Origin of the sequence: Terrimicrobium sacchariphilum, assembly GCF_001613545.1 — a bacterium.
GTDB lineage: Bacteria > Verrucomicrobiota > Verrucomicrobiia > Chthoniobacterales > Terrimicrobiaceae > Terrimicrobium > Terrimicrobium sacchariphilum.
On record NZ_BDCO01000002.1, the window covers coordinates 3,334,119 to 3,358,888 of the forward strand.

Below are 24,770 nucleotides of genomic sequence, written 5' to 3' on the forward strand. Positions count from 1 at the left end.
CAATACAGTCTGACTTTTCGACTCATGCAAACCGAATCGAAGACGACGGAATTTCCGAAAAAATGCGGAGAAATCCAGCCCCGCTTATTCTCTTCTCGGCCCGACTTTCCGAACATCCCGGGCGCGACCAGATCAAAGAATGGCCTTTTCTCAACCACACCGCTAAGGCATCATAAACCGACCAAACGCCCGCCCGGCAATGAGGATCACTTCTTTCTATCCGCCGCCCTTCTGGGTGTCAGGTGTCTTGGTCACCTTGTTCATCGTAGTCTTTTGTTTTTCGTTCCGTTCGCGCCGGGAGCCGTTAACCACCACGCTCCTCGCCGTGCTCGCGCTCTTCGGCCCTCTTCTCTCCATGGGCTGGCTGGTCTGGCTCCTTCACGACATACACGGAGGGTGGCCATCATATCCGGACATTCGGGAAGTCTACCCCCTCCACAAAGCCCTTGCCGAATGGACCTTTGCCACGTCGGCGGTGATGGGGCTGGCGATCATCATTCGCTGCATCGTCATCGCGTTGCAGCAACCCCGCCCCGGGTCGAAGGATCTATAACCCAACGCTTCGCATCGAAGGCGGCAGGATTGCCTCAGTGCGCTGATCTCTCTAGACATAGCACAAAGCGTCAAAGCCAATGCCTTTAGCTCGCACGCTCAGAATATTCGTCGCCCTTATCGCAATGCCGCTGTGTGCGGCCATCGCAAATCCCATCGCCATCGACTCCGAGCAGCGGCTAACCACGATGCTCGCCGAGGATGTCGTGATCACGGTGGATCGCGATGCGTCCTCCGTATCGGGGCGCTACGTCTTTCAGCAGCAAAAGGACGTCTGGCCGGAGGTGCGGGATTCCCATGTTTTGATCTGCGTCCCGGTGCTGCTGCCGAAAGGCGGAGCTGCGGCGTATGAACACCGATACGGCACCCCGACTGTGACGATCGGCGATAGAGCCTTCCCTACGAAGGCCGGGGAGAATTTTTATCCAGACATCCTGCCAGCGCAGGTGCGCCTTCCCAAGGGATGGCATTTCGCCGTGTATGAGGCGAAGATTCCACTCTCGGCTGTGGCTCGGAAGTTCGACGCGAGTATCCACTACGTACAGCCAAACTTCCCCGGTCACATCGCCGGATACGTGCCGATTCACCCGCCCGAGCCAGCGGGTAAATCCAAGATCGTCTTTGTCCCGGCAAACGGCCACGCCCTGCGGCCGGCCGGCTTTCTCGCGACCTTCCGCCGCCCGGTGGAGCGAATCGAGTTCACGCCGCAGAATCAAAAACTCGTCACCGCGCGCTTTGTCTCCCGGTAGTCCGGGAAGGAAGGAACAGGCTATTTGCTAAGAACCAGCCTGCGATCGTCGCCAATATTCCCGGGCGGCAAATGAGGAGAAAACCAGCACCGCCAAAGCCACGACGGAGAACTCCAGCCAGTTATTTCGCAGGACCAGAAGCTGCAATGCCGCAAGGATGAACTGCGGGAATCCCACAAGGGTGAGAGTGACAAAAGAGCGGCAGAGGCGGCCTGTGGAGAAGGTCGCGAGGAGAAAGAGCAAAAGATAGACCGTGACCGCGCCAAAAATTGCGTGACCCGACCAAACCGCTGTCCGGCTATGTTCGATCCAGGCATGAAGGAACCAACCCAGCACAAGAACTCCCGCCACTCGGACCGCCCATTTCATTCCTGAAATGATAATACCATCCGACCAATGCAGACGATTGGAATCAGCGATCTGCCTCTCCCGCTTCAAGAATCGGAGAGAACGCAAGAGGGGCTATACACGAGCATTTGAGGACCTACGAAAGGTGAATGCCCGAGGGGCGAAACCTCCCCCATGCTCACAGTAGACACCCGGCTTGCGGCGTGGTAGCCATGCGGCGATGAGCAGCGAGGCGGTGGCGCGGGCGGGGGAGGATGTCGAGAATGTGCGCAGTTTTTTCGACCAGTGGGGGATTTATCGGCGCGTGATCGAGCGGAACTACCTCTTCCATCGCGAGGCGTATGCGGAGGTGGACCGCGTGCTCGGCGGCTTCGGCGGGCGGGCGGTTTCCGTGCTCGACCTGGGGTCGGGCGATGCGAGCTACATGGCCGAGGTGCTCGGGCGGCATGCAGTGGCGTCGTACCACGGCGTCGATATTTCGCCGGTGGCGCTTGCGCTGGCGCGGGAGAATGTCGGGCGGGTCGGGTGCGCGGCAGAGTTCGCGCAGGCGGATTTCTTTGCGCTCGTGCCGGGGCTGCGCGAGGCGGTGGATTTTGTGTATATCGGCCTGTCCCTGCATCACCTGCCGCCGGGGGACAAGGGGCGGTTCCTCGCGGAGCTGCGCCGTCTCGTGAAGCCGGGCGGCTGCCTCATGGTCTGCGAGCCGATCTGCCGCGCGGGGGAATCCCGCAGCGACGTGCTCGCGCGCTGGTGGGAGGTCGTCTCGCGCAAATGGACGGAGCTTTCGCCCGCCGACATGGCCTCGGTGAAGGAACACGTCTTTGGCAACGACTACCCGGAGAGCCTCGATACGTACGGCGCGCTGGCGCGGGCGGCGGGATTTGCCGCCGTGAGCGTGCGCTTCGTCTGCCCGGATGAACTTTACGCCGTGCTGGAGTTTCGCCCGGCGGCTGGGCTTCGCTAAAAAATCCCGCAGCGCGGGGCTAGGAAGCAGACGCGCAGTGATGTGCGCAACGTACCGGCAGCCAGTGAGACGCCGAGTACAGAAATCGACCAGCACTTTTCGGAGACCGGCAGGAACACCATTCGCCGCTCTGCGACAGTCGGGCAGATTGCATCACTCTGCCGCCCATGCCCGGCGGCGATAACCCTGCCTCTCCAGAGCGTGTGCTCTGGCTGGAAGGATACGGCCCCTGGCGGCGTAGCTCGCAGAGATCGACGCAGAGACGGGAGGCGGCATCCCGTACTGGCCGGTTTTTCCGCCCGGAGCGGGTTCGCTACGTAAGGGAAGAAAACAGCCCCGCCCCGGAAAAAGAAAATCCCGGCGCGGAGAGGACTCCGAACCGGGATTTCGAAAAAACAGCGAGAGCGCGAAGGCTACTTAGTAGCGACGACGGGCGCCACGATCGCGGTCGTTGCCACCGGAGCGGCGATTGCCACCGCCGTTGCCGCCGCCGAAGTCTTCACGAGGACGAGCTTCGTTGACAGTGAGGGCGCGGCCGTCGACCTGCTTGCCGTTGAGGGCATTGATCGCAGCCTGGCCTTCCTCGGCGCTGCCCATGGTGACGAAACCAAAGCCGCGCGAGCGGTTGGTCATCTTGTCCATGACGATGGCGGCGTCGACGACCTGGCCGTGAGCTTCGAAGAGTTCTTCGAGATCAGCACTGGAGGACTGGAAAGAGAGATTTCCGACGTAGAGTTTCATATGATTTTGGATTTAGGAGCTATAACTGACGATCACATAGCCGTTCCCGAGAACCGGGTTTCGATCATCATCGGATAAACCCGCCTGACAACTACCGCGCAACGAACCTGAACAATTTACTCTGAGGCCATAGGGTGCTCCACTTTCTGGAATTCGCAACACTTTTTTGCCGGATTTCCCCAAAATTCCCTCCTCCGCCCGAGGGAAAAGCCAGTCGCGGCTTGACACCGGGCCGAGACGGCTATCAGGAGGAAAACCGCTCTTTTTCGCCGGAAGGAAGGGTGCGCGCGCGTCGTTTCCGCGCCAGATCGGGGTTTTTTCCGCGCCTATTGACTCGTCCGCCTGTCGCGCAGGCCGACTGCGACGCCGGGCCTACGGGCTTCCTGCCTTGCCAGCCTGGCGGCGCAGCGCCCAGACATCCTCGGTGGCAGGGCAGAGGCCCTTCAACCCGCCCGCGATCTCCACGCTCTCGAGCGGTTCCACAGCGTAGTGCGCGCTATAGAGGGCGGCGACCTCCTTTTCCCCGATGGAAAATGGCGGGCCGCCCATGAGCGACTGGTCGTAATGGAAGCAGACGAGCAACTGCGGCGCGTGCTGCGTGATCGCACGGAGATGCGCGGCATAGCGCACGCGCAAATCGCCGGGCAGCGCCACCAGCGCAGCGCGATCATAGATGAGATCGACCGGCCCGAGCGTCTCCGCACTCACCTCAAAAATATCGCCCTGGAGGATGTCGAGGTGCGGCGCGTGAAAGCGGGTGAGCGCCCCGCAGGGCGTGACCTGCGGCGTGACGCGCAGATCGGCGAAGAGCTGCTCGACCGCGACGCGGCTCAGCTCCGCCCCCACGACCTGATACCCGCCCGCCAGCAGCCAGTGAATATCCAGCGTCTTCCCGCAGAGCGGCACGAAAACGCGCGCACCCGGCGCGGGAGCGAGCTGGGCGAGGAAGTTGACCAGGTGGGTATTCGGGATCGGCGCGTGAAAGCCGATGTCATTCGTCGCCCATTTGTCGTGCCAGAAGTCGTGATCCACGCTTGAAAACTAGCTCGAAAGAAAGGCGGCGCGAATCAATTCTCACCCCTCATCGGAATGCTACGTAATAAAAAGCGGCGACACCGGGAGCCGGTGTCGCCGCTGAAAAGAGAGACAGGTTAAGCTCGCAAACTTAGTTTTTCTCCGCGGCTTTGACCCATTTCATGAATCCATCCGGACCGCCGGGGAGGTAACCGACATTGCGGGCGATTTCCTTGCCTTCGGAGTTGAGCAGGACGAGGGTCGGGAATCCCTCGACACCGTACTGCTTGCTAAGCGCCTCATTCTGCTCCTTCAGTTCAGCCGACTGTGTCTTTTTCTGAGGAAAGTCCACCTCGACGAGAACGAGGTTGTTCTTCGCGAAGTTCTTGAAGCGCGACTCGGAGAAGGTCTCCTTGTCGAGCTTGATGCACCATCCACACCAGTCGGAGCCGGTGAAGTCGAGGAGGACGGACTTCTTTTCCTTGGCTGCCTGGGCGAGCGCTGCCTTGTAATCCGTCTGCCAATCCGCTTCGGCGGCGCGGACATTGGACATTGAGAGGGTGGAAGCCACGAGAACCGTCAGGAGGGATGCGAGGAATTTCATGGCTGAAAGCATCCGCCGGACCGAGAAAAAATCAACTCCTTCCCGCGAAGAAAACAAAAAGTTTTTTAACTAAACTTTATTCCAGCTGCCCCCGGGGCTGAGGGCGCACATTATCCCGGATCCGGAGAGTTCAATGGTCGATCACAGCGTGGGAACGAATCTCGCGCCATGCCTCGGCGTCGGCGGGTTCGGCGACGAGGGATTTCACCAGTTGGTCGGGGTTCCCGTAAATGGGCATGATCTCCACCGCGCGGCGGAGCGCCCGCACGGCATCGCTCGGGCGGCCCATGCGATCGAGCGCGATGGCGGCCCCGGCCCAAGCGTCGGCTTTTTTCCCATTGGTCAGCTGGAGGGCGCGCTCAAAGGCGGCGAGGGCCTTGGCGTTGTCGCCCTTGCGCAGCCAGGCGTAGCCGAGGTTGTTGGCGGCATTGTCCGAGGCGGGGCTCTTCGCCACGGTGTCGGTCCAGAGATTAAAGGAGGTGGCAAAGACCTCCTGCCTCTGCCAGCCGAGCCACGCGAGCGCAGTCAATACCACCGCGCACCCGACCGCCAGGAACGGCCACGCCCGCGCCCCGGGCCGCACTCGGGCGAGGAGGGCAAAGAGAGTCAGCGCGAGCCCCGCCAGCGGCACGTAAAGATAGCGATCCGCCGCCGGGCAGTACATGGGGAGGAGGTTTGAGACCGGCCCCATTGCGGCCCAATACATCAGCATCCCGAGCATGCCCACGCGATTGCGCCAGGCCGCGAAGCCCTGCACGAGCACGAGGGCGGCGAGCATGAGGTAAAGCCAGACAGCCGCGATGCGGCCGACATTCTGCGGCATATAGATGGCGGAGAGTTCCACCGGCCAGAAGATCTGCCGCACGTAGAAGCCCCAGATGCGCGGCTGGATTTTCAGCGTCTCGACGAGCGAACCACCCAGCCTGCCGGGCTTGCTCAGAAAGATCATCGACTCGCGCGGCTCGAAGGCGAAACGCGCAGCTACAAACCCGCCGACCACCGCCGCCGCGAGCGCCGTCATCACCACCCACCGCCGCCCCGTGCCGCGCTCGCGAAAGAGCACACCGCACGCCCCCACCAGCACCGGAGCGATGACGCCCGTTTCCTTCGCCCCCACCGCTAGCAGCGACGCGGCCACACACCCGGCACCCGTCCACAACATCACACGACCCGTGCTCCGTCCGCAGCGCAGCGCGAGGAACATGGCGAGGAGCAGGAAAAATAAGGTCAGCACATCCTCGCGCGACGAAACCTCCGCCACCGGCTCGACCAGCATCGGATGCACGGCAAAGGCCAGCGCGGCAAGGATCGCCGGTCCCGCGCGTCCGCCGCCCAGCTCCATGAGCAGGAGGAAAAGCAGCGCGACATTCGCCGCATGAAGGGCCGCGCTCGTGAGGTGATAGCCCACGGGATTGCGCCCCCATAGCGCGGAATCGAGCATGAGCGAGGCGAGCTGCACGGGGCGGTTCGCATCGAGCACATCCTGCCCGAGCACGCGGAAGGTCAGCACCTCGCCCCAGTGCGACGGGTCATGAATATAATCGCCAAAGAGCACCTGCGACCGCGCGTCGTAGACGAACTCCGACCCGACCGACCGCGCATAAAAAAGGAACGCCACCACGCCGGCCAGCACAGCCAGCAGAACGACTCGGAAGCGCGCGATACTCGGAGCAGACATGGGAGGGAGATTTCTCCCGGCGAGCCTCACCGCCCCGCGCCCGGGTGTCAACTTTGCAGAACGCAACGCAAGCCTCCCCGTTATGCAACGTTGAGCAGTTAATCGGGAACAGCTCACTCAGTCATTAGCATCACACAATTTCCAGCCTGATACCTCTGGACAAGGAAAAACCCGTTAGCTATACGGCGAAGTATCGGTATGCTCCACACATTCCCGTCCCGGATTCTTTGCGCCTGCGTCGTCGCCTTGTCTCTCGCCTGGGGAGGACACGCCCAGGCCGAGATCCTGAAAACCCGCCTGGCCTTCACCAACGCCATTTGGAACGACACCGCGCCAATGTCGGGGTACTTCGAGTACCAGTACGATACGACCAACGATAACAACCTAGTATCAGTCACGTCTGTCGACATCACGATCGGTGCAGGCAATACTATCACTCCCTTCCGTTTCCTCTACGATGTCCCGGGAGAGACCGACACGGCCGTGCATCCCGGTTATGATTTCAACCGCGGCAGCTCCCAGATTTACGAAGCCTACTTCACAAGCCTCGACAGTACGCGACAGATGTTTCTCGACTGGAGCGGCACCGGGGTGAACTCCGTGCTGCAGGTCACGATCCCGGGCAATTATTCCAGCTACACCCAAAATTCGGGAACTAATGTCATTTCGCTGCAGTCCGCCGGCACGAGCGTGGCCACGATCGTTCCCGAGCCATCCGAGATCGGCCTCATCGGCTTCGCGCTCCCGCTCCTCGGCCTGGCCCTTCGCAGGCGTCGCAGCCTCTAGGCTGCTTGGCCGTTTGCTGAACGCCTCCCACCTTTCACTCAGGGGCCATACCGAGCCGCGCGGAAGGACGGGAGGCGATTCTCTGGTATGAAGAGCCTCTTCCCCTGCCTTGCACTGCTTCTCTCCGCCCTCACCGGCTGCGACCGCACGCCGGGGGTACGGACTTCCCAAAGCGCGGGCGGCCCGGGCAATGCGCCCGATACCGAGCGATCGCCCTCTCCCGCACCGACGTCCATTCCCAGAGCCACCCCGTAACGCCATGCCGACGAAAAATTCAGGCTGAGCCCCCACGCGCAGGTGCGCCCGGGAACGCGATACCCCTGTCCAATGAACGCATCGTTCCTGTACATCGCCGACCGCGGGGGCCTGAAGATCTACCGCGTGGAGGACCACGTCCCGCGCCTGCTTGAGTTCTTTCCCGTCGATGATGCCAAGGGACGCTGGCGCGATCACCTGACCGACAAAGCCGGAGGTTTCCCCGCCGGAAAAACCGCTGGCCACGGGAACTCCACCGCCGAGCGTCTGCGCCTCGAGGCGGAGACCGACATGCGGTGCCTGCGCAAGATCGCCACCCGTCTCTGCGAGTCCTTGGACGAGCATATCGATGTTGGCTGGTCCTTCGCTGCGCCTTCGGAGCTCAATGGAGCCATCCTTGATGGCCTGCCCGACCGCTATCGCTCCCGCCTCGTACAAAGCCTGCGTGCGGACCTTTTGAACACCACCGAGGATGAGCTCGCCACCCATTTTGATCTTCATGCCGTCCCGAATCACTAACCTCAAACATCCCATGTCCACACCGGAAACCAGTCCATCAGTCTCTCCCGCGCCATCTCCCGCGCCATCTCCCGAGTCTCCCCAGCTTCCTCCGAGTACGCCGACCTACCCCGGCCCCACCACCGTGCCCAATCCCTCGCCGCCGGTCGCTCCGACACCGCAAACTTCGGAGCCCGACTTCATGCCACCAGATCAGCCTCCCCCGGAGAGAAAAGAATCCTCACGTCATCCCAACCCTGTCGAGCTTCACCGCGCCGAGGCCAATACCATCGCACGACATACTCGCGTAATGCTAAAGCACTAGTTGGTCTCGCGAGCCAGAGCATACCCCGGCATCGGCTTTCCAAGATCATCAAGCTTGCCTGTCGCCCAAAGGATGCCGCGAGTAACAAGGTCAAGATAGCGTGCGTCTGCCACCGTGGCATTATTGTGCGCCAGCGTAGTGCTAAAGACACGGGTGCCGCGATAAACGTGTGCCCACGCCACTATGGCCTCCACGTCCCGCCCCTCGATACGCTGGGTGCCACGTGCAAGGGGGGTGATTCCCGGGAGCAGACGGATGTTGTTGTAAAGCTCCTCTTTCTCTGTAGTCCAGTCCGTCAGACCCTGTATCAGAGGGTTATCAGCTGGCAGGTAATGCACGGCGATCGGCTCCTGGGGACCGTGAAAGGTGGATTGCAGCCCTACATACTCGTACCAGATTGCATTCGCGGCTCCATCAGCCACAGGTTTATGATAATCACCGAAGCGGTACGAGTGCATGGCGCAGTGGAGGTTGACGCCAGGGACCCCGTCCCGGTGGGGTTGGAGGACCTTTTCAATCACTGAGGGGTCGTCAACACCTCCCGCACATTCCGTATGGATCACCACATCGTATCCTCGGGCATAGTCAGGTTGGTCATAGATTGGCAGTCGGGGACGTGAGGAGGTGTCGTCGACATGCGCATGATCGACCACTGCGTGAATACGGGATTCTATGCCCGCTTTCAGGATGTCTTTCTGCGCCGCATAATCATGGTATCCCCCGCCCGTGATAAGAAGGGCCTTGATCGGCGGCACGTCCGTAGCGTGGGAATACCCCATTACGAAAGCGATGGCTATAGAGATAAGGGTCGAGCGAGTCATGGATTGATAAGCACTCCGGAAAAAATCGCAGGTCAGATTGCCACGATCCTGCGCAGATACTCCCGCAGACCTGTGACGGTTGGTCGAGTACTACACCAGCCCACGTGACCGTCGGGTCGGATGAGCCAGGCCATGCCAGGCGTCGCTCCGTATTCCGCGGCGAATTTTCCAGCCACATCGACAAAACACGGCACGCGATTATCCAACGATGCCGCTCCTCCTTGGGCAAGAATGGCGTAGCTGCTCGTGAAATCGGGAGGGAGTTCATTCAAGACGTCGAGTAGTAAGGCAAAATCGCCGGTCGCAGTCTCGGCGAAATACCCAAGCAAAAGGTGGCGCCCTTTGCCCGTAAGCTCATGCAACCGGAATGGCTGGGCGACACGGCAGCGCTGAAGTGGACCTGCGTCCGGGGCACGATCTCCAGCGACGACTGGCGCATCCGGGGCGGTGTCTCCTCGTTCATCGCAGACGATGCTGCTGTCGCGGTACGCGATGAGAAGCTGCGTCTCGCGCAAGCCCGGCAGGGCATGGCGCTGGTCCAGCACTTCAGCCATGGCGCGGCTCGTATTTTCCACCACGTCGAGTCCGACAGGCCGGCGCTCCTCCTCATAGGTCTCCAGCAACGAGGGTGCGGCCAGACCGCGAGCAGCCAGCGAGAGTTTCCAGGCGAGATTATGAGCATCTTGCAATCCTGTGTTCATCCCCTGCCCTCCGACCGGAGGATGAATATGCGCGGCATCACCAGCAAGAAACGCCCGCCCACGCGAATACTCTGCAGCGATGCGATGGCTCACGCGGTAAACCGAGGACCAATGCAGGGAAGAAAGCTTCGTCCCGGCAGGTAGCAGCGGACTCATTAGCTCGATAACTTCGGCCAGACTAGGAGCAGGAAATTCCTGCTCATTCATGCCCGCCACCTCCGGGATCACAGTAGAGAGGCGAAACCTCTTCCCTGTCGGACTGTATACCGGCACTGCTGCCAGGATTCGCCCGCCGGGCTGCCCAGGCTCGCCCAGATTGAACCTGTACATGCGGTTATGCGGAAGGTCCCACTCGACCTCCAAATCCGCCAAGGTAAACGTCTGCGGATATCGCCCGCCCTCAAAAGCCACGCCCAGAGAAGATCGCACCCGGCTATGCGCGCCATCGCAGCCCACGAGCCACCGGCACGCCACCGACCTCGTCTCGCCACCCGGCCCGGTCAATGCGGCCTCCACACAATCGGCTGTCTCGCGAAAATCCGTCAACGCCCAGCCGTAATGAACTCGCCCACCATGGCGCTGCAGCCCTCGTTCGAGCACGCGCTCCGTCTCGTATTGCGCCAGCGAAAGACTACCAAAAGGCAACTCTTCCGGAATATCCATTCCCCCTGCGAATTCACCATTCGCAAAGGCTGAAACGCCCTCTATCCACACGCCTCGATCGATCGCATCATGCAATACGCCGAGATCGTCAAAGATTTCCAACGTGCGTGGCGTGATGCCAAGCGCCTTGCTGAAAAATGTCCGCCCCGTCATGGCATCGATCGACAACGCTTTCACTCCATCACGCACAAGTTCGGTCGCCAGCAGCAATCCCACAGGACCCGCACCCACCACCAGCACGTCGACATTCGCATCCATCCCTCGACTAATCGCGATCATATCGACATAAGGCAAAGAAAAATCTGCCCCCGGGGATTGATAATTTCCTTCCTTGCCCCGATAAGACCGGTCGTACCGCCCATGACCAAACGTAAACGCACCGCTCTCCTCTTCCTCATCCTCGCCAGCCTGAATCTCCTGGCAGCCATCAGCGTGCTCCTCCATGTCGGGCGGCAGAACGACCGGGAAAAGGTCATCCACACCCACGCCGCCGCGCTCACCGAGATCCCGGCTGACGCCATCGACAAGATCAAGGCGAACACCGTCGCCCTCGCTCTCTCTGCCAACCTAAACGCCCAGCACGAGGTCGCCGTCCGCATCTTCGCCCTCTACGATCACCTCCTGCGCGACTCCAACCGCCTCGCCGTCACCCTCTTCCTCGTTCTCGCGGCCAATACAGCCTTCTTCTTCGGCGGGGCGTATTTTCAGCTCCGCGCAAGTGCGCACTGCGGATTAGTCCGCCAATAGTCATTCCCCCGTTCCGCGCTCGACGGCGAGCCTCGCTCCCATTACAGGATGCTGCCTGGCCTATGCACCCTTACATTTACCTGCTCATCGCCATCTTTGCCGAAATCGCCGGGACCACTGCGCTCAAGGCGTGTGAAGGGTTTTCCAAGCCTTGGCCGACTGTGGTCGTCTTCGTGGGCTATGGCATCGCGTTTTACTTTCTCTCGCTCAGCCTGCGTACCATCCCAGTCGGCATCGCCTATGCCATCTGGTCCGGCCTGGGCATCGCGGTAATCAGCCTCATCGGATGATTTGTCTTCAAACAGGCCTTGGATCTCCCAGCCGTCATCGGCCTCAGCCTGATCATCGCGGGAGTCGTGGTGCTGAATTTCTTTTCCAAGTCTGTCGCGCACTAGAGAGCGGAGCCAAGCCTGCTGACTGTGGAATACTTCTACAGCCACCCGGGTCACTGAAATATTCCTGCGCGTTTCATTCGGTGTGTCGCTACGTCTTGTCCGAGCGACCATCCCTCGCCGCATCCCAGCGCGCCCCCTCCCTCACCGCACCATGGTGTGTAGTCCGCCATATCCGGGCAAAGAAGAAATACATCCCGGCACTCACGTAGGAGCAACCGAGCAGACCGATCATGGCAAGACCACGGTCCAGTCCACCGGCGTCTCGGCCTATCAATCCTGCAGCCCAAAGGACCGAGAAAGCCACCCAACCAGCGACAACACCGACCAATCCGGCAAAAAACACATCCCATCGGGTTCCCGCTTTCATCGGAGCAGCCATGGCACAGATCAACATGAAGCCCACTGGTGCCAGCAGAAAAAGCATCTGCACCGTCAGGAATGACCACATCGTTTCCATAGTCTTTACGGGAGTTGGGCTTCCGAAGTTACCTTACCACATTCTCTGCGCGACCTGAACAACAAAACAGCCCAGGCAAAAAATGCCTGCGCCGCCCGCGCCGGGAGTCACCCCCCAGCAACTCCCGGTAACCGAGCGGCGCAAAACATTCAGATCCAGCCCTAGCAGGAACTTTTTATATTCGTCCCATGAGGACGAGAATCAGGACAATAACCAAAATCAATCCCAGCCCCCCACTCGGATAATATCCCCAGCGGGAACTATGCGGCCACGTCGGCAACGCTCCAACCAGGAGCAGGATCAGGATGATAAGCAGCAATGTACTCATGCTGGTATATCGCATGGAACCCCATTTCCCGGACGTACCAGAAGAACATCTCCTCTCGTTTCCGGCTCGCAGCAGCGTCACCTGAAAAATTCGTGCCTCTCCCGATTAGGAACTGGCCACCCCGTAGAAGGCCACCCGATCATCTGCAGAAAAGAAGACGTAAATTTTGTCCGTATTCGGACGCTGAAACGCCATCCCTCCATATTCCGCCACGCGATCCGGCAGCGGTCGCCATCCCGTCATGCGAAACTTTCCACCCGGGCCGATCTGCTCCAGAGATTCTCCAAATCGACTTATGACCTCATCTCGAGACGGCCTACCATCGAGAAACGCGCGGTCCAGTCCCGGCTGCACGCAATACGGCTCAACAAACTCAAAGAAAAGCAGACCAGCCAGCACAATCCCAATCGCGCCATTCACCACCCATGACCAGTTCCGCCGCATATCCGAGACATATTTCGCCACAATCCCTCCCTCAATCAAGTCGAAGACGCCCTTTCGGTTTCGTTCGAAGCATGTTCAAAATATAGAGGTCGTTGGCAGCAGAGTACTTCCGCGTACTCCCGGCAGGGTGCGGCTTATGCTTCCGGATCAGCCGCATCCGATGTGTAAGGAATAAGAAAGAGCCCCCCTGGGGCGGGTGGGAGTGCGGCAGTGGGGGGGTAAAAAAAAGCGCCAGGCGCTGGTGGGCGCACTGGCGTATAAAAAAAAGGACCCCGCTACGGGCTTTCGCCTATAGCGGGGTTAACTCTGGCAACGACCTACTCTCGCGCAAGCTATACAAGCACTACCATCGGAGCTGTGACGTTTCACTTCCGTGTTCGAGATGGGAACGGGTGGGACCATCACGCCAGGATCACCAGACTTCGGGAGTTGATCCCGGGTGTCTAGCGACCGCTAAAACGTTACCAATTTTTATGATGTCGAAGAGAACAAGTTAGTGCTCTCTGACATCCGCATACAGTGGACAAACAACCGCAGACTCCAACTATCTGAGACTGCATGATAGTAATTAAAGGAGTTTAAAAAAGCCGAACGAACATTAGTAACCTTGAGCTGAACATATTGCTATGCGTATACCCAGGTCCTATCAACGTGGTGGTCTACCACGGTTCTTCAGGGAGATCTCATCTTGGGATAGGCTTGGCGCTTAGATGCTTTCAGCGCTTATCCTTTCCGAACATAGCTGCCCAGCACTGCCGTTGACACGACAACTGGAACACCAGTGGTTCGTCATTCCCGGTCCTCTCGTACTAAGGAATGAACCCCTCAAATCTCCTGCGCCCACAGTGGATAAGGACCGAACTGTCTCGCGACGTTCTGAACCCAGCTCGCGTACCACTTTAACCGGCGAACAGCCGGACCCTTGGGACCTTCTCCAGCCCCAGGATGTGATGAGCCGACATCGAGGTGCCAAACCCTGCCGTCGATATGAGCTCTTGGGCAGGATCAGCCTGTTATCCCTAGCGTACCTTTTGTCCTTTGAGCGATAGCAATTCCACATTAAACTACCGGATCACTTGGACCTACTTTCGTATCTGCTCGACTTGTGGGTCTCGCAGTTAAGCTGGCTTATATCCATGTACTCGTCACCTGATTGCCAACCAGGTTGAGCCAACCTTCGTAATCCTCCGTTACTCTTTAGGAGGACACCGCCCCAGTGAAACTGACCGGCTGCCAGTGTCTCGCGCCCGGTTAACGGGTCGCGGTTAGATGTCTCAATTCCAAAGGGTGGTGTTTCATTGTCGGCTCATCTACCCCCTAAAGGGTAGAATCAAAGCCTCCCACTTACTCTAAGCATTAAAATCGAAACAACAGTGACAGCGTACAGTAAAGGTGCATAGGGTCTTTCCGTCCTACTGCGGGCAGGCGGCATCTTCACCGCCAATACAACTTCGCTGAGCTCCTCGTTGAGACAGCGGTCAACTCGTTACACGATTCGTGCAGGTCGGAACTTACCCGACAAGGAATTTCGCTACCTTAGGACCGTTATAGTTACGGCCGACATTCACCGGGACTTGGGCTCGAAGCTTCGCCTTGCGGCTAACCTCTTACCGTAATCTTTCGGCATTGGTCACGTGTCACACCCTATACGTCGTCTTACGACTTAGCAGAGTGCTGTGTTTTTGTTAAACAGTCGGTTGACCCATTTCACTGCGACCCCTTACGGGGCACCCCTTCTTCCGAAGTTACGGGGCTAGATTGCCGAGTTCCTTAACGAGGTTTCACTCACGCGCCTTGGCACACTTATGCCCACCCACCTGTGTCGGTTTACGGTACGGACGCCTTAGTATACACTGAAGCTTTTCTTGGCTGGCCATTTAAAGAATCCGCTTTGACCGAAGTCTCCACGTCCCCTTGCGGGACCGTCACTTTCATTCGACGACTCTTCTCCTAACCAGCGTCCTTTCAGTTTAAATGTCGGCGGCGCAGGAATATTGACCTGCTTTCCATCGTCTACGCCCATCGGCCTCGACTTAGGATCCGGCTAACCCTGGGAGGACGAACCTTCCCCAGGAAACCTTGGGTTTACGGCGACCAGGGATCTAACCTGGTTTATCGCTACTCATGTCTGCATCCTCACTTCTCAGCACTCCACAGCCCATTACCAGGCTGCTTCAAGGCGCTGAGAACGCTCCCCTACCACGCTTGCGCGTCCAGAGCTTCGGTATAACGCTTATCGCCAATCATTTTCGGCGCGAAAACACTCGATGAGTCAGCTATTACGCACTGTTTAAACGATGGCTGCCTCTAAGCCAACGTCCTCACTGTCTAAGTATCTTCACATCCTTTCCACTAAACGTTATTTAGGCACCTTAGCTGCTGATCTGGGTTGTTTCCCTCTCGACCGTGCAGCTTATCCCACACGGACTGCCTCCCAAGCTTCGCCCTGCGGCATTCGGAGTTTGATTGAATTCGGTACCCGGGTATGGGCCCTAGTTCAGCCAGTGCTCTACCTCCGCAGGTCAGCACTTGAGGCTCTACCTCAATAGATTTCGGGGAGAACCAGCTATCACCGGGTTTGATTAGTCTTTCGCTCCTACCCACAACTCATCCGGGGACTTTTCAACGTCCATCGGTTCGGTCCTTCGCCCCATGTTACTGGGGCCTCAACCTGGTCATAGGTAGATCACCTCGGCTTCGGGTCTAGTGCCAGCACCTTATCGCCCATTTCGGACACGCTTTCGCTTCGCCTACATCCCTGAGGGACTTAGACTTGGCACGGACACTAACTCGCAGACTCATTAAGCAAAAGGCACGCCATCACCCTTGCGGGCTCTGACACCTTGTAAGCACATGATTTCAGGGACTATTTCACTCCGCTCGCAGCGGTTCTTTTCACCTTTCCCTCGCGGTACTTGTTCACTATCGGTTGCCAACTAGTATTTAGCCTTACGCCGTGGTCGGCGTGGATTCATGCGACGTTTCACGTGTGACGCATTACTCAGGAATTCCCTAGGCGTGCTCGGGTTTTCGGTTACAGGTCTTTCACCTTCTATGGAGCGACTTTCCATCCGCTTCTCCTAACCGTTGCACTGCCACGTCGGGCTCCTACAACCCCCAAGAGCAAGCTCCTGGGTTTGGGCTCTTCCGCTTTCGCTCGCCGCTACTTACGGAATCACATTCGTTTTCTTTTCCTCCGCTTACTGAGATGTTTCACTTCAGCGGGTGTTGCTTCCTCCGATCTATGTATTCAATCGGAGATGATCCGGTATTAACCGGAACGGGTTACCCCATTCGGAAATCCACGGGTCGGGGCCTATTTGCGGCTCACCGTGGCTTATCGCAGCTTATCACGTCCTTCTTCGCCTGTTGGCACCAAGGCATCCATCATGCGCTCTTAGTAGCTTTTTCCTTTAATTTCTGGAAATCCTTCTAATTAAGCAATGCAACCACCGTACTGGTAGATAACCAGGCGGCGATTGCGCAGACTCAGCATTTATTATGTTGAAGTTGCATTTATTTGCCCTGTATGCGGATGTCAAAGAGCTTGTCGAGGGACTGGCCCTCAACGGCTTTGTCAGCCTGTTCGGTCTGAACGGCGACAAAATTCAAAACGCTTCGTTTATTATCAGCTGACATGGTGGGCCTGATAGGACTCGAACCTATGACCCTGCGCTTATCAAGCGCATGCTCTAACCAACTGAGCTACAGGCCCATTTTTTCTTAAACTGGTGGAGGCAAGGGGATTCGAACCCCTGACATCCAGCTTGCAAAGCTGGCGCTCTACCAACTGAGCTATGCCCCCGGGAAAGCTTTATGCCTTGCCGCGGAGCGAGCGCTTTACGGCCGCAAGCTTCCAGGGCTAGTGCCAGGTGGTTTTATCTAACTTTTCAACAAATGCTGGATAGTGCGCTCTTCCAAAGTTTCGACCTGCAGAGCTTTCGGTCCGCAGGATTTGTCCCCTTTTAGTGCGATTCATACTGACATCGCGGGGTCAGACTCGCCATGTCCTGGCACGAGGCCAGGGGGTAGGCATTACTCCTTAGAAAGGAGGTGATCCAGCCGCAGGTTCCCCTACGGCTACCTTGTTACGACTTCATCCCAGTTACCGCTCATAGCGTAGGACGCTGCCTCCTTGCGGTTAGCGTGCGTACTTCGGCTACAAACGACTCCCATGATGTGACGGGCGGTGTGTACAAGGCCCGGGAACGTATTCACGGCGCCGTAGCTGATGCGCCATTACTAGCGATTCCGGCTTCATGGAGGCGAGTTGCAGCCTCCAATCCGAACTGGGCCCAGTTTTTGAGATTTCCTCCACCTCGCGGATTCGGTTCATTCTGTACTGGGCATTGTAGTACGTGTGCAGCCCTGGCCGTAAGGGCCATACTGACTTGACGTCATCCCCACCTTCCTCCCCGTTTCACAGGGCAGTCTGTCCAGAGATCCCTTTCGGGCAACAGGACACAGGGGTTGCGCTCGTTGCGGGACTTAACCCAACATCTCACGACACGAGCTGACGACAGCCATGCAGCACCTGTGCAAAGCGTTGATATTGCTACCAACTATCCGGCTTTCACCGGAGACACAATGCATGTCAAGGCCAGGTAAGGTTCTTCGCGTTGCATCGAATTAAGCCACATACTCCACCGCTTGTGCGGGCCCCCGTCAATTTCTTTGAGTTTTAATCTTGCGACCGTACTTCCCAGGCGGCACGTTTAACGCGTTAGCTCCGGCACGGACGGGGTCTGAACCCGCCCACACCAAACGTGCACCGTTTACTGCTAGGACTACCGGGGTATCTAATCCCGTTTGCTCCCCTAGCCTTCGTGCCTCAGTGTCAGGAGTTGCCCAGAGAGTCGCCTTCGCAACTGGTCTTCCTCACGATATCTACGCATTTCACTGCTACACCGTGAATTCCACTCTCCTCTACAATCCTCGAGCAACGCAGTATCCGGTGCATTTTCAAGGTTAAGCCCTGAGATTTCACACCAGACTTGCATCGCCACCTACGCACCCTTTACGCCCAATGAATCCGAACAACGCTTGAGACCTCTGTATTACCGCGGCTGCTGGCACAGAGTTAGCCGTCTCTTCCTCTTGCGGTACTATCACTTTCTTGTTCCCGCATGACAGGAGTTTACGACCCGAAGGCCTTCATCCTCCACGCGGCGTCGCTCCATCAGGGTTTCCCCCATTGTGAAAAATTCTCGACTGCTGCCACCCGTAGGTGTCTGGACCGTGTCTCAGTTCCAGTGTGGCTGGTCGTCCTCTCAGACCAGCTACCCGTCATAGCCATGGTGGGCCGTTACCCCGCCATCTAGCTGATAGGCCGCGAGTTCATCAAAAAGCGTATTGCTACTTTAACATCCCCCTTAATCAAGAGGTAGTCACATGCGGTATTAATTCGCCTTTCGGCGAGCTATCCCCCACTTCTCGGCAGATTACTCACGTGTTACGCACCCGTGCGCCACTAGACCAGCTTCGTATTGCTACAAAACTAATCCCGTTCGACTTGCATGTCTTATCCACGCCGCCAGCGTTCGTTCTGAGCCAGAATCAAACTCTCCGTAGAAAGTTTATCCCACTGCTAAGGTGGGAAAGTTCCGACATTCATTACTCCGATCACCTGTGAGACAGGTAATCAGGAATGGGTCGTCAAATTAAAATTACAAAACTGACGAAAGAACGCACTATCCAACATCTGTTGAATGTGTGTTTTGCTGATAAAAAACGTTCTGAATTTTGCCTTAAACCGGCAAACCAGAATCAGACTTTCAAATATCATCGCTCAGTGAACCTTCCGGCTCTGAGACTTGTTTTTCCCTCTCAACCTTTTGTCGAGCGGGATTGTCAGAATATCTCTTCCGCGCTTTTGGTCAATGGCTTTTTGAATCTTTTTTGAGAAAAGCTGCAGAAAAGCCAAATTCCCACCCTTCCCCGAGGCTAGAACGCATAGGAAAACTGCTCATATACAGCACCTTCCGAAATCATCTCCGCCCGGCGAAAAAATCTGCTATTTCGCCTCCCCCGCCCCGGATTTTCCCGCCAAGTCCCCGTCCCGGCCCACAGATTCGCCATCGCGCTCCCTCAACTGCCACGCCAAAGGAACACTACCGGGAACGCGCAGCCCCCGAGGTTGTTTCGCCGACACAACATGCTTCCGTGCCTGATTGGGCGTTAGCTCGTCGTGATCCACGCCTAGACGAACGGCCGTTACGCAGTCGCTGATGCCGGGGGAGCCAAGCCTCACGAGGCGGTCTCGGAAACGGCAGGTCGTGCGGGCATACCTGTCGCGCGAGATGCGGGCAGAGTGATGAAAAACGTTGCTCCCTGCCCGGGTCCTGCGGATTCCGCCCGGACCTGCCCGCCGTGCAGCTCGACGAGGTTGCGCACCACCGACAGCCCGATTCCCAAACCACCGAATCGACCGGCCCGCCCCTCCTCGCCCTGGCTGAAGGGTTTGAATATTGACTGCAACTCCTCGGGCTGCAAACCGATGCCGGTATCGGCAACATGGAACTCCACCGCTCCCGAGCGCATGTGCGCGCCGATAACGATCCGACCGCCGTCTGGAGTGAACTTGATCGCGTTGGCAGCCAGGTTGGAAAGACACTGCAGCAGCCGTTGGCGATCTGCATACACGGGAGGCAGGTGATCCTGAAGTTCCATCGCCAGGGAGAGACGTCGATCCTGCAGCGCGGCGCTCGCAGACTCGAGCGCCTCGCGGACGGCATTGGCAGGCTCCACGTTCTCAGGCTCGAGCACCACCTTGCCGACGAGCAGCCGGGAGAGGTCGAGCATTTCGCCGATAAGGTGGAGTTGCTGCCGGACGTTTCGCTCGATGATGTCGAGCCCCTTCCAGGCCTCGTCGATTTGATTGCGTTCGCAATAGGTGCGCACGAGAGGGATCCAGCCGAGCACCGGCATCAGGGGATTGCGCAGCTCATGCGAGGCAAGGGCAAAAAACTGATCCTTCGCGCGGGACTCTTCCTCCAGCCTTCGCTCGCGCTCCAGCAGACTCGTCATCTCCTCATGATGCCGGGCCTCCCGGTGCCTCCGTCCGGCGATTTCCACCGCGACAATCTCAAACAGGTCGGCATACATGCGCAGCTTCTCAGAGCCTACCGGGGAGACCTGGCGGACGACCTGCCACAGTTCGAGGAATGGCAGCCCCAGGTCGCGGGCAAAGCGGTCTGTCGAGACTGGTTCGGGAAAATCCGTGAAAATCCAACCGGCCAGCAGGCAGCCCCGAAACCCATCTCCGCCAGAAACCGGAATCGCCGCGAAGCTCAGAATCCCGACAGTCGCAAAGTGCGTCGCCTCATCACGAAGGCATCTCGCCACGGCAGACCGGGCAGAGTCCCTGAGACAGCCTCCCTCACTCCATGCGCCGAAGCGGACAAGCACCTCGCCCAAGGGATTCCCGACCCAGGGCGGGGATAGGGGCTCGCCCAAGTCATCACACAGCACGAGGGTCAGTCCGGTTGCCGCCGCAAAACGCTGCAATACGGGCTCCCACTCAGCCACCCCGATGAGCGGCTGCACGCGATCGGCCAAGGGGAGATCAGTTTCTCTCCCCGAAGATGCCGATTCCGCGGACGCCGTGCTCATTTCCTTCCCTTTGGAATGCGGCTGGAGGTTTTCCTGCGGAGATTGGCAGGCTCCTTGCCCGCCGGCCCGTCGGCCAGGGCGGTATCCTCTCCCGCTTGCCTGCCCACAGACTCCAGCGAGGCGCCCGCTCCGTTCATCAGGTGATCGTCGATGACCGGGCTGTGCCGCGCCGGAGAGCGCGCCAGGATGCCATAGTAGGCCGAGAAGGGAAGCTGCGGGACATTCTCCCCGTCCTCGGACATGGCGGGCTCCAGCTCCACCCCTCTTTTTGTGATCCGAAACTCTCGCGTGATCCGCGAGGGCGCGCTTCCCCTCGCCTTGGGAACGGTGATGGCCCTCCGCAGCCGGTTGGAAAATTCCACGTAATTCAGGAGGATGATGTTGTCCACGATCGTGGAAACCTTGATCTCTTCCGAGATCTGGGAGACGCCCAGCAGTTCGGGGCTCTCGTAGTTCATAAAGACCGTCAGCAGCCGGTCCTTGAAAAACGTGGTGAGCGCGTAGATGAAATCATGAAACTCCCGCTTCCGGTCCTCCGCCATGACGTAGGCGGAAAGGGAATCGATCAGGACGCGCTGGACCTTGTGCTCCTCGACCAGGCGGGCGATGCGATCAAAATGCACATCCAGCTCCAGCTCCTGGGGAGACTCGTAGCAGATATGGACCTTCCCCTCCTTCACATAACGATGCATGGGAATCCCCAGGCCGCGCGCGTTGCGGAGGATCTGGTTGGGATGTTCGTCGAGCGTGACCAGCAGGCCCGGCTTTCCCTGCCGGACGCCCTCTGCCAGAAACTGCAAACCCATCACCGTCTTCCCCGTGCCAGACACTCCCACCGTCAGGGTGGTGGAACCATCCAGTACGCCGTTTCCGACGAGTCCGTCGAGTTCCGCCGTACCGATGGAAGACCGGGTCGTCGACGTGGGCTGCTCGGTGACGCAGCGCGCCCGGCTCTGCGCTCGCTGATACACCCGCACGCCCTCGCCGCTCTCGATGCGCAGCGTATGGCGGCCCGGCACAAAGTCCTGGCCCCGGGACTTGGAAATCGTAATCGACCGTGCGCGATTTCGCCCGTTGAAGTCATTCCTCAGCGTCAGCACCGTGTCGCAGACAAACTGCTCGTGGGCCAGCTCACCGCCCCGCGCGCCCTCATTTTCAGGCGTCTCCCGGGTCAGCATGGCGGTCACATCCTCGCGCTGGAGCGTCTCCACCAGCAAATGCAGCGAATCACGAAACGGCCGCCCGTTGAATTGCTCGCCGAAGAGCCGGAGCGGAGAAAGCCCGTCGAGCAGCAGGCGGCGGGCTTTCATCTTGCGCACCTGCTGGATGAGCAGCCCGTCGTGCGCGTGCAGCTCCTGCAGGAGCACCAGCGGCGAGGTGTAGATGATTCGCAGCTTCCCCGTCTCCTCGAGCCGCCCGAGCTCCCAGCCAAACGCCTTCGCATCCCGCATCAGCTTCTGCGGCGACATCTCAAAGGTCACCACCAGCCCCGGCTCGTTCTGCTCCACGACACCGCGATAGATAAACTCGAGGCCGAGGGTTGTCTTGCCCACTCCCGCCGCACCCTCCAGGAGCAGAATGTTCCCCCGCTTCACGCCCCCAAAAAGAATTTCATCCAAGCCGCGGATGCCAATAGGGACAAGGTCGCTCATATAAAACGGAAGCCAGTCAAAGCGTGCCAATGGATAGATCAAGATAAAAGACGCCCGGGTTCCCTATGGATTTTTCGTAAAAAATCACCCGCCGAAATCTCTCCCCCCGCCCCACGAAATCTGCTCCACTCCTTTCCCACAGCCCATGGACGCGCGGGAATTTGAGCAGATCGTCGATGCCTTTTATCGGGATCTCTACCGTTTCGCCCTCAGCCTCACGCGCAATCCCGACGACGCCAGCGACCTCACGCAGCAGACCTTTGCCACCTTTGCGCAAAAGCAGGACGACCTGCGCGACCGTGCCCGGTGCAAGAGCTGGCTCTTCACCACGCTGTACCGCGACTTTCTCCGGCAGGGCGCGCGCTTGCAAAAGATCGTCGCCATGGAACCCGAGACGCTGGAAATCCACGCCCCGCCCGTCGCCGCCACCGGGTCCGCCTCCGCCGAGCATCGCGAGATCCTCGACATCCTCCTCGGGCTGGAGGAACCCCACCGCGCCGTGCTCTCGCTCTTTTACCTGGAGGACTACTCCTACAAGGACATCGCCGCCATCCTCGACATCCCGCTCGGCACCGTGATGTCCCGCATCGCCCGGGCCAAGGAAGCCCTGCGCGCCGCCATGAAATCCTCCGCCGGGTGAAAAAATCCGGGAATATTTTCCACCACCCGCCGCTCTTAATATAGAAAACCTCACACCAATGGATCGCGAACAGGCCAAGACCATCCTCAGCGCATGGAGACCCGGAGTCGATGACCCCGCGGGTCACGCTGCTCTGGAGGAGGCGCTTGCCCTCATGGAACGCGATCCCGAGCTGGCCGAGTGGTTCGCCGCGCAGCAGGAGGAGGACGATGCCATCCGCGCCGGGCTCCGCTCCATCGAGCCGCCGCCGGGCCTGCGCGACGCCATCCTCGCCCAGGCGAAGACCATCGACTTTCCCGCCGAGCGCCCCTCCGCCCCCTCGGTTCTCGCCCGCTGGGCGGCCATCGCCGCCTGCGCCGTGCTCGCCGGGCTGGCCGGGCTGGCCGTCTATGTGAGCCAGCTCCCGCAGCAGATCGACTCGCGCTATCTCGCGGCGGAGCTGCCCCGGTTGGATAAAAAGCACGCCCATTCCTTTGAGTCACCCACCGGCGATCTCGAGGCCATTCGCTCCTGGCTCGCCGCGCACGGCGGGCCGTCGGATTTCCAGATTCCCCCCGGCCTTGCCAATCGCGGCGCCATCGGCTGCGAAGTTGCCTCCGTGGAGGGCGCAAAGGTTTCCATCCTCTGCTTCCCCATCGCAGGAGGCGAACCCGTCCACCTCTACATCGTGGCGAGGAACCGTCTCACCACCCCGCCGCCCGAGGGCGCGCCCGTCATCGCCACCCGCGACTCCGCCGTGCTCGCGAGCTGGAGCGCGGGCGATCTCAGCTACTTCCTCTCCGGGCGGGATTCCGCCGCAGAGCTTCAGCGCTTTCTGTAGCCCCGCGTCTTTTTCCGCCGTGTGCGGAATTTCCGGGGAATAAACCGCCGCCCCCCGCGCTCTCACGGGTATGCACCCATTGAGCGCATTCCTACGCACCTATTACCGATACGAAACCCTCCCCGGCCTCCTCCAGGACGCCTTGCTCCTCGCCATCCGGCTCACGTGGGGGCTGCAATTTGTCCAGACCGGCTGGGGCAAATGGCACAGCCTGCCCAAGGTCACCGCATTCTTTGCGGAATTGGGAATACCCCTTCCCGCACTGAACGCCCACGTCGTCGCCACCACGGAACTCGTCGGCGGCCTGCTCCTCGCCCTCGGCCTCCTCTCCCGCCTCGGCGCGGCCCCGCTCATCTTTGCCATGATCGTCGCCTACGCCACCAGCGAACAGGAGGCCATCGGCCAGCTCATGCACGGCAACCCCGACCCGTTCTTCGCCGCCGCGCCCTTCCTTTTCCTCCTCGCCTCGCTCGTCGTCCTCGTCTTCGGCCCCGGGCCGTACTCGGTCGATTTCGCCCTGAAAAAGAAATTCGAAAAAAGCGCGGAATAAATCTCCCGCCCCGCTGCTCCCATCTTCCGAACCGCCGCACCAGCGGCAAAACAAAACCACAACACAGAAAGCAAACCTCACGATGAAAACGACCCACACCCTCGCCGCCGCCGCCCTCGCTGGACTGCTCACCGGCACCACCGTCTCCTACGCCGCCAGCACTGGCTCCACCGGCGCAGGAGTCAAGATCAGCACCCTCGCCGACAAGGGCACCCACTCCTGCAAGGGACAGAATGCCTGCAAGGGCCAGGGCGGATGCAAAGGCAGCGACAATGGCTGCAAGGGGCAAAACTCCTGCAAGGGCAAAGGCGGCTGCGCCACCGACGGCTCGAAGCACTAAGCATCCTCACCAATCAAACCGCCGCATCCTTGCAAGCGCCGGGTGTCAGCCCAGACGGAGCGCAGGCAGCAGCACCGCCGGCCGCCT

Annotated in this window: 25 protein-coding genes, 2 tRNA genes, 3 rRNA genes and 1 pseudogene; 14 read left to right on the forward strand and 17 right to left on the reverse strand. The window is 59.4% G+C overall.

The genetic code is table 11. The features are described from left to right. Positions 1–199: 199 nt before the first annotated feature. Positions 200–553: a hypothetical protein gene (locus tag TSACC_RS15645; RefSeq protein WP_075080165.1), complete on the forward strand. Its 354-nt coding sequence runs from the start codon at positions 200–202 to the stop codon at positions 551–553. A gap of 79 nt (positions 554–632) precedes the next feature. Next, positions 633–1,301 (forward strand): hypothetical protein, encoded by a 669-nt coding sequence (locus tag TSACC_RS15650; protein ID WP_153811470.1) that lies wholly within the window; start codon positions 633–635, stop codon positions 1,299–1,301. A gap of 27 nt (positions 1,302–1,328) precedes the next feature. On the opposite strand, the gene TSACC_RS15655 is transcribed toward TSACC_RS15650, so the two are convergent. After that, complete coding sequence (locus TSACC_RS15655; RefSeq protein WP_075080167.1) at positions 1,329–1,670, reverse strand: hypothetical protein; 342 nt, start codon at positions 1,668–1,670, stop codon at positions 1,329–1,331. Between the two features lie 199 nt (positions 1,671–1,869). On the opposite strand from TSACC_RS15655, the gene TSACC_RS15660 reads away from it, so the two are divergent. Further along, positions 1,870–2,613 carry a class I SAM-dependent methyltransferase gene (locus tag TSACC_RS15660; protein ID WP_075080168.1) on the forward strand — a complete coding sequence of 248 codons (744 nt, stop codon included), beginning with the start codon at positions 1,870–1,872 and terminating at the stop codon, positions 2,611–2,613. Positions 2,614–3,030: 417 nt separating this feature from the next. Here TSACC_RS15660 and rbp read toward each other — a convergent pair whose 3' ends face one another. From rbp to TSACC_RS15680, 4 genes are all read right to left on the reverse strand, one after another. Then, positions 3,031–3,354 (reverse strand): RNA-binding regulator, encoded by a 324-nt coding sequence (gene rbp / locus TSACC_RS15665; protein WP_075080169.1) that lies wholly within the window; start codon positions 3,352–3,354, stop codon positions 3,031–3,033. A gap of 372 nt (positions 3,355–3,726) precedes the next feature. Further along, positions 3,727–4,386, reverse strand: a complete 660-nt coding sequence (gene tmpT / locus TSACC_RS15670; RefSeq protein ID WP_075080170.1) for a thiopurine S-methyltransferase — start codon at positions 4,384–4,386, stop codon at positions 3,727–3,729. A gap of 133 nt (positions 4,387–4,519) precedes the next feature. Then, the gene (locus tag TSACC_RS15675) at positions 4,520–4,972 is read right to left on the reverse strand and encodes a thioredoxin family protein (RefSeq protein ID WP_202815980.1); all 453 of its coding nucleotides are present in this window, start codon (positions 4,970–4,972) and stop codon (positions 4,520–4,522) included. A 130-nt stretch (positions 4,973–5,102) separates the two neighbouring features. Then, entirely contained in the window at positions 5,103–6,650 is a 1,548-nt protein-coding gene (locus tag TSACC_RS15680; RefSeq protein ID WP_075080171.1) for a tetratricopeptide repeat protein, read from the reverse strand. Between the two features lie 198 nt (positions 6,651–6,848). On the opposite strand from TSACC_RS15680, the gene TSACC_RS15685 reads away from it, so the two are divergent. The 4 genes from TSACC_RS15685 to TSACC_RS21925 all read left to right on the forward strand — a co-directional run bounded on the left by TSACC_RS15685 (position 6,849) and on the right by TSACC_RS21925 (position 8,514). Next, entirely contained in the window at positions 6,849–7,436 is a 588-nt protein-coding gene (locus tag TSACC_RS15685; protein ID WP_075080172.1) for a PEP-CTERM sorting domain-containing protein, read from the forward strand. An 87-nt stretch (positions 7,437–7,523) separates the two neighbouring features. Further along, the gene (locus tag TSACC_RS21920; RefSeq protein ID WP_153811471.1) at positions 7,524–7,691 is read left to right on the forward strand and encodes a hypothetical protein; all 168 of its coding nucleotides are present in this window, start codon (positions 7,524–7,526) and stop codon (positions 7,689–7,691) included. A gap of 72 nt (positions 7,692–7,763) precedes the next feature. Continuing rightward, a complete protein-coding gene (locus TSACC_RS15690; protein ID WP_075080173.1) occupies positions 7,764–8,210 on the forward strand; it encodes a host attachment protein in 447 nt (148 codons plus the stop codon). Between the two features lie 13 nt (positions 8,211–8,223). Further along, positions 8,224–8,514 carry a hypothetical protein gene (locus TSACC_RS21925; protein WP_153811472.1) on the forward strand — a complete coding sequence of 97 codons (291 nt, stop codon included), beginning with the start codon at positions 8,224–8,226 and terminating at the stop codon, positions 8,512–8,514. Here TSACC_RS21925 and TSACC_RS15695 read toward each other — a convergent pair. Continuing rightward, positions 8,511–9,335 (reverse strand): ThuA domain-containing protein, encoded by an 825-nt coding sequence (locus tag TSACC_RS15695; RefSeq protein ID WP_075080174.1) that lies wholly within the window; start codon positions 9,333–9,335, stop codon positions 8,511–8,513. The two genes, TSACC_RS21925 and TSACC_RS15695, sit on opposite strands and share 4 nt — an antisense overlap. Positions 9,336–9,367: 32 nt before the next feature. Continuing rightward, positions 9,368–10,978 (reverse strand): FAD-dependent monooxygenase, encoded by a 1,611-nt coding sequence (locus tag TSACC_RS15700; protein WP_202815981.1) that lies wholly within the window; start codon positions 10,976–10,978, stop codon positions 9,368–9,370. An 81-nt stretch (positions 10,979–11,059) separates the two neighbouring features. On the opposite strand from TSACC_RS15700, the gene TSACC_RS15705 reads away from it, so the two are divergent. Beyond that, a complete protein-coding gene (locus TSACC_RS15705) occupies positions 11,060–11,446 on the forward strand; it encodes a hypothetical protein (RefSeq protein ID WP_075080176.1) in 387 nt (128 codons plus the stop codon). 62 nt (positions 11,447–11,508) lie between these two features. After that, a pseudogene (locus TSACC_RS15710) lies at positions 11,509–11,841 on the forward strand (DMT family transporter). Between the two features lie 88 nt (positions 11,842–11,929). Here the strand turns inward: TSACC_RS15710 and TSACC_RS15715 are convergent. The 5 genes from TSACC_RS15715 to TSACC_RS15735 form a co-directional block, all read right to left on the reverse strand. Then, positions 11,930–12,289, reverse strand: a complete 360-nt coding sequence (locus TSACC_RS15715; RefSeq protein ID WP_075080177.1) for a hypothetical protein — start codon at positions 12,287–12,289, stop codon at positions 11,930–11,932. A 184-nt stretch (positions 12,290–12,473) separates the two neighbouring features. Further along, entirely contained in the window at positions 12,474–12,626 is a 153-nt protein-coding gene (locus tag TSACC_RS15720) for a DUF3309 family protein (RefSeq protein WP_075080178.1), read from the reverse strand. Between the two features lie 105 nt (positions 12,627–12,731). Further along, complete coding sequence (locus TSACC_RS15725; protein WP_075080179.1) at positions 12,732–13,070, reverse strand: hypothetical protein; 339 nt, start codon at positions 13,068–13,070, stop codon at positions 12,732–12,734. 304 nt (positions 13,071–13,374) lie between these two features. Then, positions 13,375–13,490, reverse strand: a 5S ribosomal RNA gene (rrf, locus tag TSACC_RS15730). Positions 13,491–13,648: 158 nt separating this feature from the next. Then, positions 13,649–16,481 (reverse strand): 23S ribosomal RNA (locus TSACC_RS15735). A 90-nt stretch (positions 16,482–16,571) separates the two neighbouring features. On the opposite strand from TSACC_RS15735, the gene TSACC_RS22560 reads away from it, so the two are divergent. Then, entirely contained in the window at positions 16,572–16,706 is a 135-nt protein-coding gene (locus TSACC_RS22560) for a hypothetical protein (RefSeq protein WP_269084882.1), read from the forward strand. A 2-nt stretch (positions 16,707–16,708) separates the two neighbouring features. Here the strand turns inward: TSACC_RS22560 and TSACC_RS15740 are convergent. From TSACC_RS15740 to TSACC_RS15760, 5 genes are all read right to left on the reverse strand, one after another. After that, positions 16,709–16,785 (reverse strand) — tRNA-Ile (locus TSACC_RS15740). 14 nt (positions 16,786–16,799) lie between these two features. Next, positions 16,800–16,875, reverse strand: a tRNA-Ala gene (locus TSACC_RS15745). A gap of 241 nt (positions 16,876–17,116) precedes the next feature. After that, positions 17,117–18,642 (reverse strand): 16S ribosomal RNA (locus TSACC_RS15750). Together the 16S, 23S and 5S rRNA genes with 2 tRNA genes alongside form the textbook arrangement of a ribosomal RNA operon. Positions 18,643–19,316: 674 nt before the next feature. Then, positions 19,317–20,627 (reverse strand): sensor histidine kinase, encoded by a 1,311-nt coding sequence (locus tag TSACC_RS15755; protein ID WP_169809671.1) that lies wholly within the window; start codon positions 20,625–20,627, stop codon positions 19,317–19,319. 50 nt (positions 20,628–20,677) lie between these two features. After that, positions 20,678–22,333: an ATPase domain-containing protein gene (locus TSACC_RS15760; protein ID WP_153811473.1), complete on the reverse strand. Its 1,656-nt coding sequence runs from the start codon at positions 22,331–22,333 to the stop codon at positions 20,678–20,680. A gap of 145 nt (positions 22,334–22,478) precedes the next feature. On the opposite strand from TSACC_RS15760, the gene TSACC_RS15765 reads away from it, so the two are divergent. From TSACC_RS15765 to TSACC_RS15780, 4 genes are all read left to right on the forward strand, one after another. Further along, positions 22,479–22,973: an RNA polymerase sigma factor gene (locus TSACC_RS15765; RefSeq protein ID WP_075080182.1), complete on the forward strand. Its 495-nt coding sequence runs from the start codon at positions 22,479–22,481 to the stop codon at positions 22,971–22,973. 58 nt (positions 22,974–23,031) lie between these two features. Further along, entirely contained in the window at positions 23,032–23,793 is a 762-nt protein-coding gene (locus TSACC_RS15770; protein ID WP_075080183.1) for a hypothetical protein, read from the forward strand. Positions 23,794–23,872: 79 nt separating this feature from the next. Then, a complete protein-coding gene (locus tag TSACC_RS15775; protein ID WP_202815982.1) occupies positions 23,873–24,343 on the forward strand; it encodes a DoxX family protein in 471 nt (156 codons plus the stop codon). An 82-nt stretch (positions 24,344–24,425) separates the two neighbouring features. Continuing rightward, positions 24,426–24,683, forward strand: a complete 258-nt coding sequence (locus TSACC_RS15780) for a hypothetical protein (RefSeq protein ID WP_075080185.1) — start codon at positions 24,426–24,428, stop codon at positions 24,681–24,683. Positions 24,684–24,770 lie beyond the last annotated feature (87 nt).

What these genes read in the sequence shown, in the direction of transcription:
- TSACC_RS15720 (WP_075080178.1), bottom strand. Translation starts at nt 12,626, where the DNA reads ATGAGTACATTGCTGCTTATCATCCTGATCCTGCTCCTGGTTGGAGCG.
- TSACC_RS15650 (WP_153811470.1), top strand. Translation starts at nt 633, where the DNA reads ATGCCTTTAGCTCGCACGCTCAGAATATTCGTCGCCCTTATCGCAATG.
- TSACC_RS15675 (WP_202815980.1), bottom strand. Translation starts at nt 4,972, where the DNA reads ATGAAATTCCTCGCATCCCTCCTGACGGTTCTCGTGGCTTCCACCCTC.
- TSACC_RS15705 (WP_075080176.1), top strand. Translation starts at nt 11,060, where the DNA reads ATGACCAAACGTAAACGCACCGCTCTCCTCTTCCTCATCCTCGCCAGC.
- TSACC_RS15660 (WP_075080168.1), top strand. Translation starts at nt 1,870, where the DNA reads ATGAGCAGCGAGGCGGTGGCGCGGGCGGGGGAGGATGTCGAGAATGTG.
- TSACC_RS15725 (WP_075080179.1), bottom strand. Translation starts at nt 13,070, where the DNA reads ATGCGGCGGAACTGGTCATGGGTGGTGAATGGCGCGATTGGGATTGTG.
- rbp (WP_075080169.1), bottom strand. Translation starts at nt 3,354, where the DNA reads ATGAAACTCTACGTCGGAAATCTCTCTTTCCAGTCCTCCAGTGCTGAT.
- TSACC_RS15700 (WP_202815981.1), bottom strand. Translation starts at nt 10,978, where the DNA reads ATGATCGCGATTAGTCGAGGGATGGATGCGAATGTCGACGTGCTGGTG.
- TSACC_RS15685 (WP_075080172.1), top strand. Translation starts at nt 6,849, where the DNA reads ATGCTCCACACATTCCCGTCCCGGATTCTTTGCGCCTGCGTCGTCGCC.
- TSACC_RS15690 (WP_075080173.1), top strand. Translation starts at nt 7,764, where the DNA reads ATGAACGCATCGTTCCTGTACATCGCCGACCGCGGGGGCCTGAAGATC.
- TSACC_RS21925 (WP_153811472.1), top strand. Translation starts at nt 8,224, where the DNA reads ATGTCCACACCGGAAACCAGTCCATCAGTCTCTCCCGCGCCATCTCCC.
- TSACC_RS15680 (WP_075080171.1), bottom strand. Translation starts at nt 6,650, where the DNA reads ATGTCTGCTCCGAGTATCGCGCGCTTCCGAGTCGTTCTGCTGGCTGTG.
- TSACC_RS15655 (WP_075080167.1), bottom strand. Translation starts at nt 1,670, where the DNA reads ATGAAATGGGCGGTCCGAGTGGCGGGAGTTCTTGTGCTGGGTTGGTTC.
- TSACC_RS15695 (WP_075080174.1), bottom strand. Translation starts at nt 9,335, where the DNA reads ATGACTCGCTCGACCCTTATCTCTATAGCCATCGCTTTCGTAATGGGG.
- TSACC_RS22560 (WP_269084882.1), top strand. Translation starts at nt 16,572, where the DNA reads ATGTTGAAGTTGCATTTATTTGCCCTGTATGCGGATGTCAAAGAGCTT.
- TSACC_RS15780 (WP_075080185.1), top strand. Translation starts at nt 24,426, where the DNA reads ATGAAAACGACCCACACCCTCGCCGCCGCCGCCCTCGCTGGACTGCTC.
- TSACC_RS15770 (WP_075080183.1), top strand. Translation starts at nt 23,032, where the DNA reads ATGGATCGCGAACAGGCCAAGACCATCCTCAGCGCATGGAGACCCGGA.
- TSACC_RS15715 (WP_075080177.1), bottom strand. Translation starts at nt 12,289, where the DNA reads ATGTGGTCATTCCTGACGGTGCAGATGCTTTTTCTGCTGGCACCAGTG.
- TSACC_RS21920 (WP_153811471.1), top strand. Translation starts at nt 7,524, where the DNA reads ATGAAGAGCCTCTTCCCCTGCCTTGCACTGCTTCTCTCCGCCCTCACC.
- TSACC_RS15760 (WP_153811473.1), bottom strand. Translation starts at nt 22,333, where the DNA reads ATGAGCGACCTTGTCCCTATTGGCATCCGCGGCTTGGATGAAATTCTT.
- TSACC_RS15765 (WP_075080182.1), top strand. Translation starts at nt 22,479, where the DNA reads ATGGACGCGCGGGAATTTGAGCAGATCGTCGATGCCTTTTATCGGGAT.
- TSACC_RS15645 (WP_075080165.1), top strand. Translation starts at nt 200, where the DNA reads ATGAGGATCACTTCTTTCTATCCGCCGCCCTTCTGGGTGTCAGGTGTC.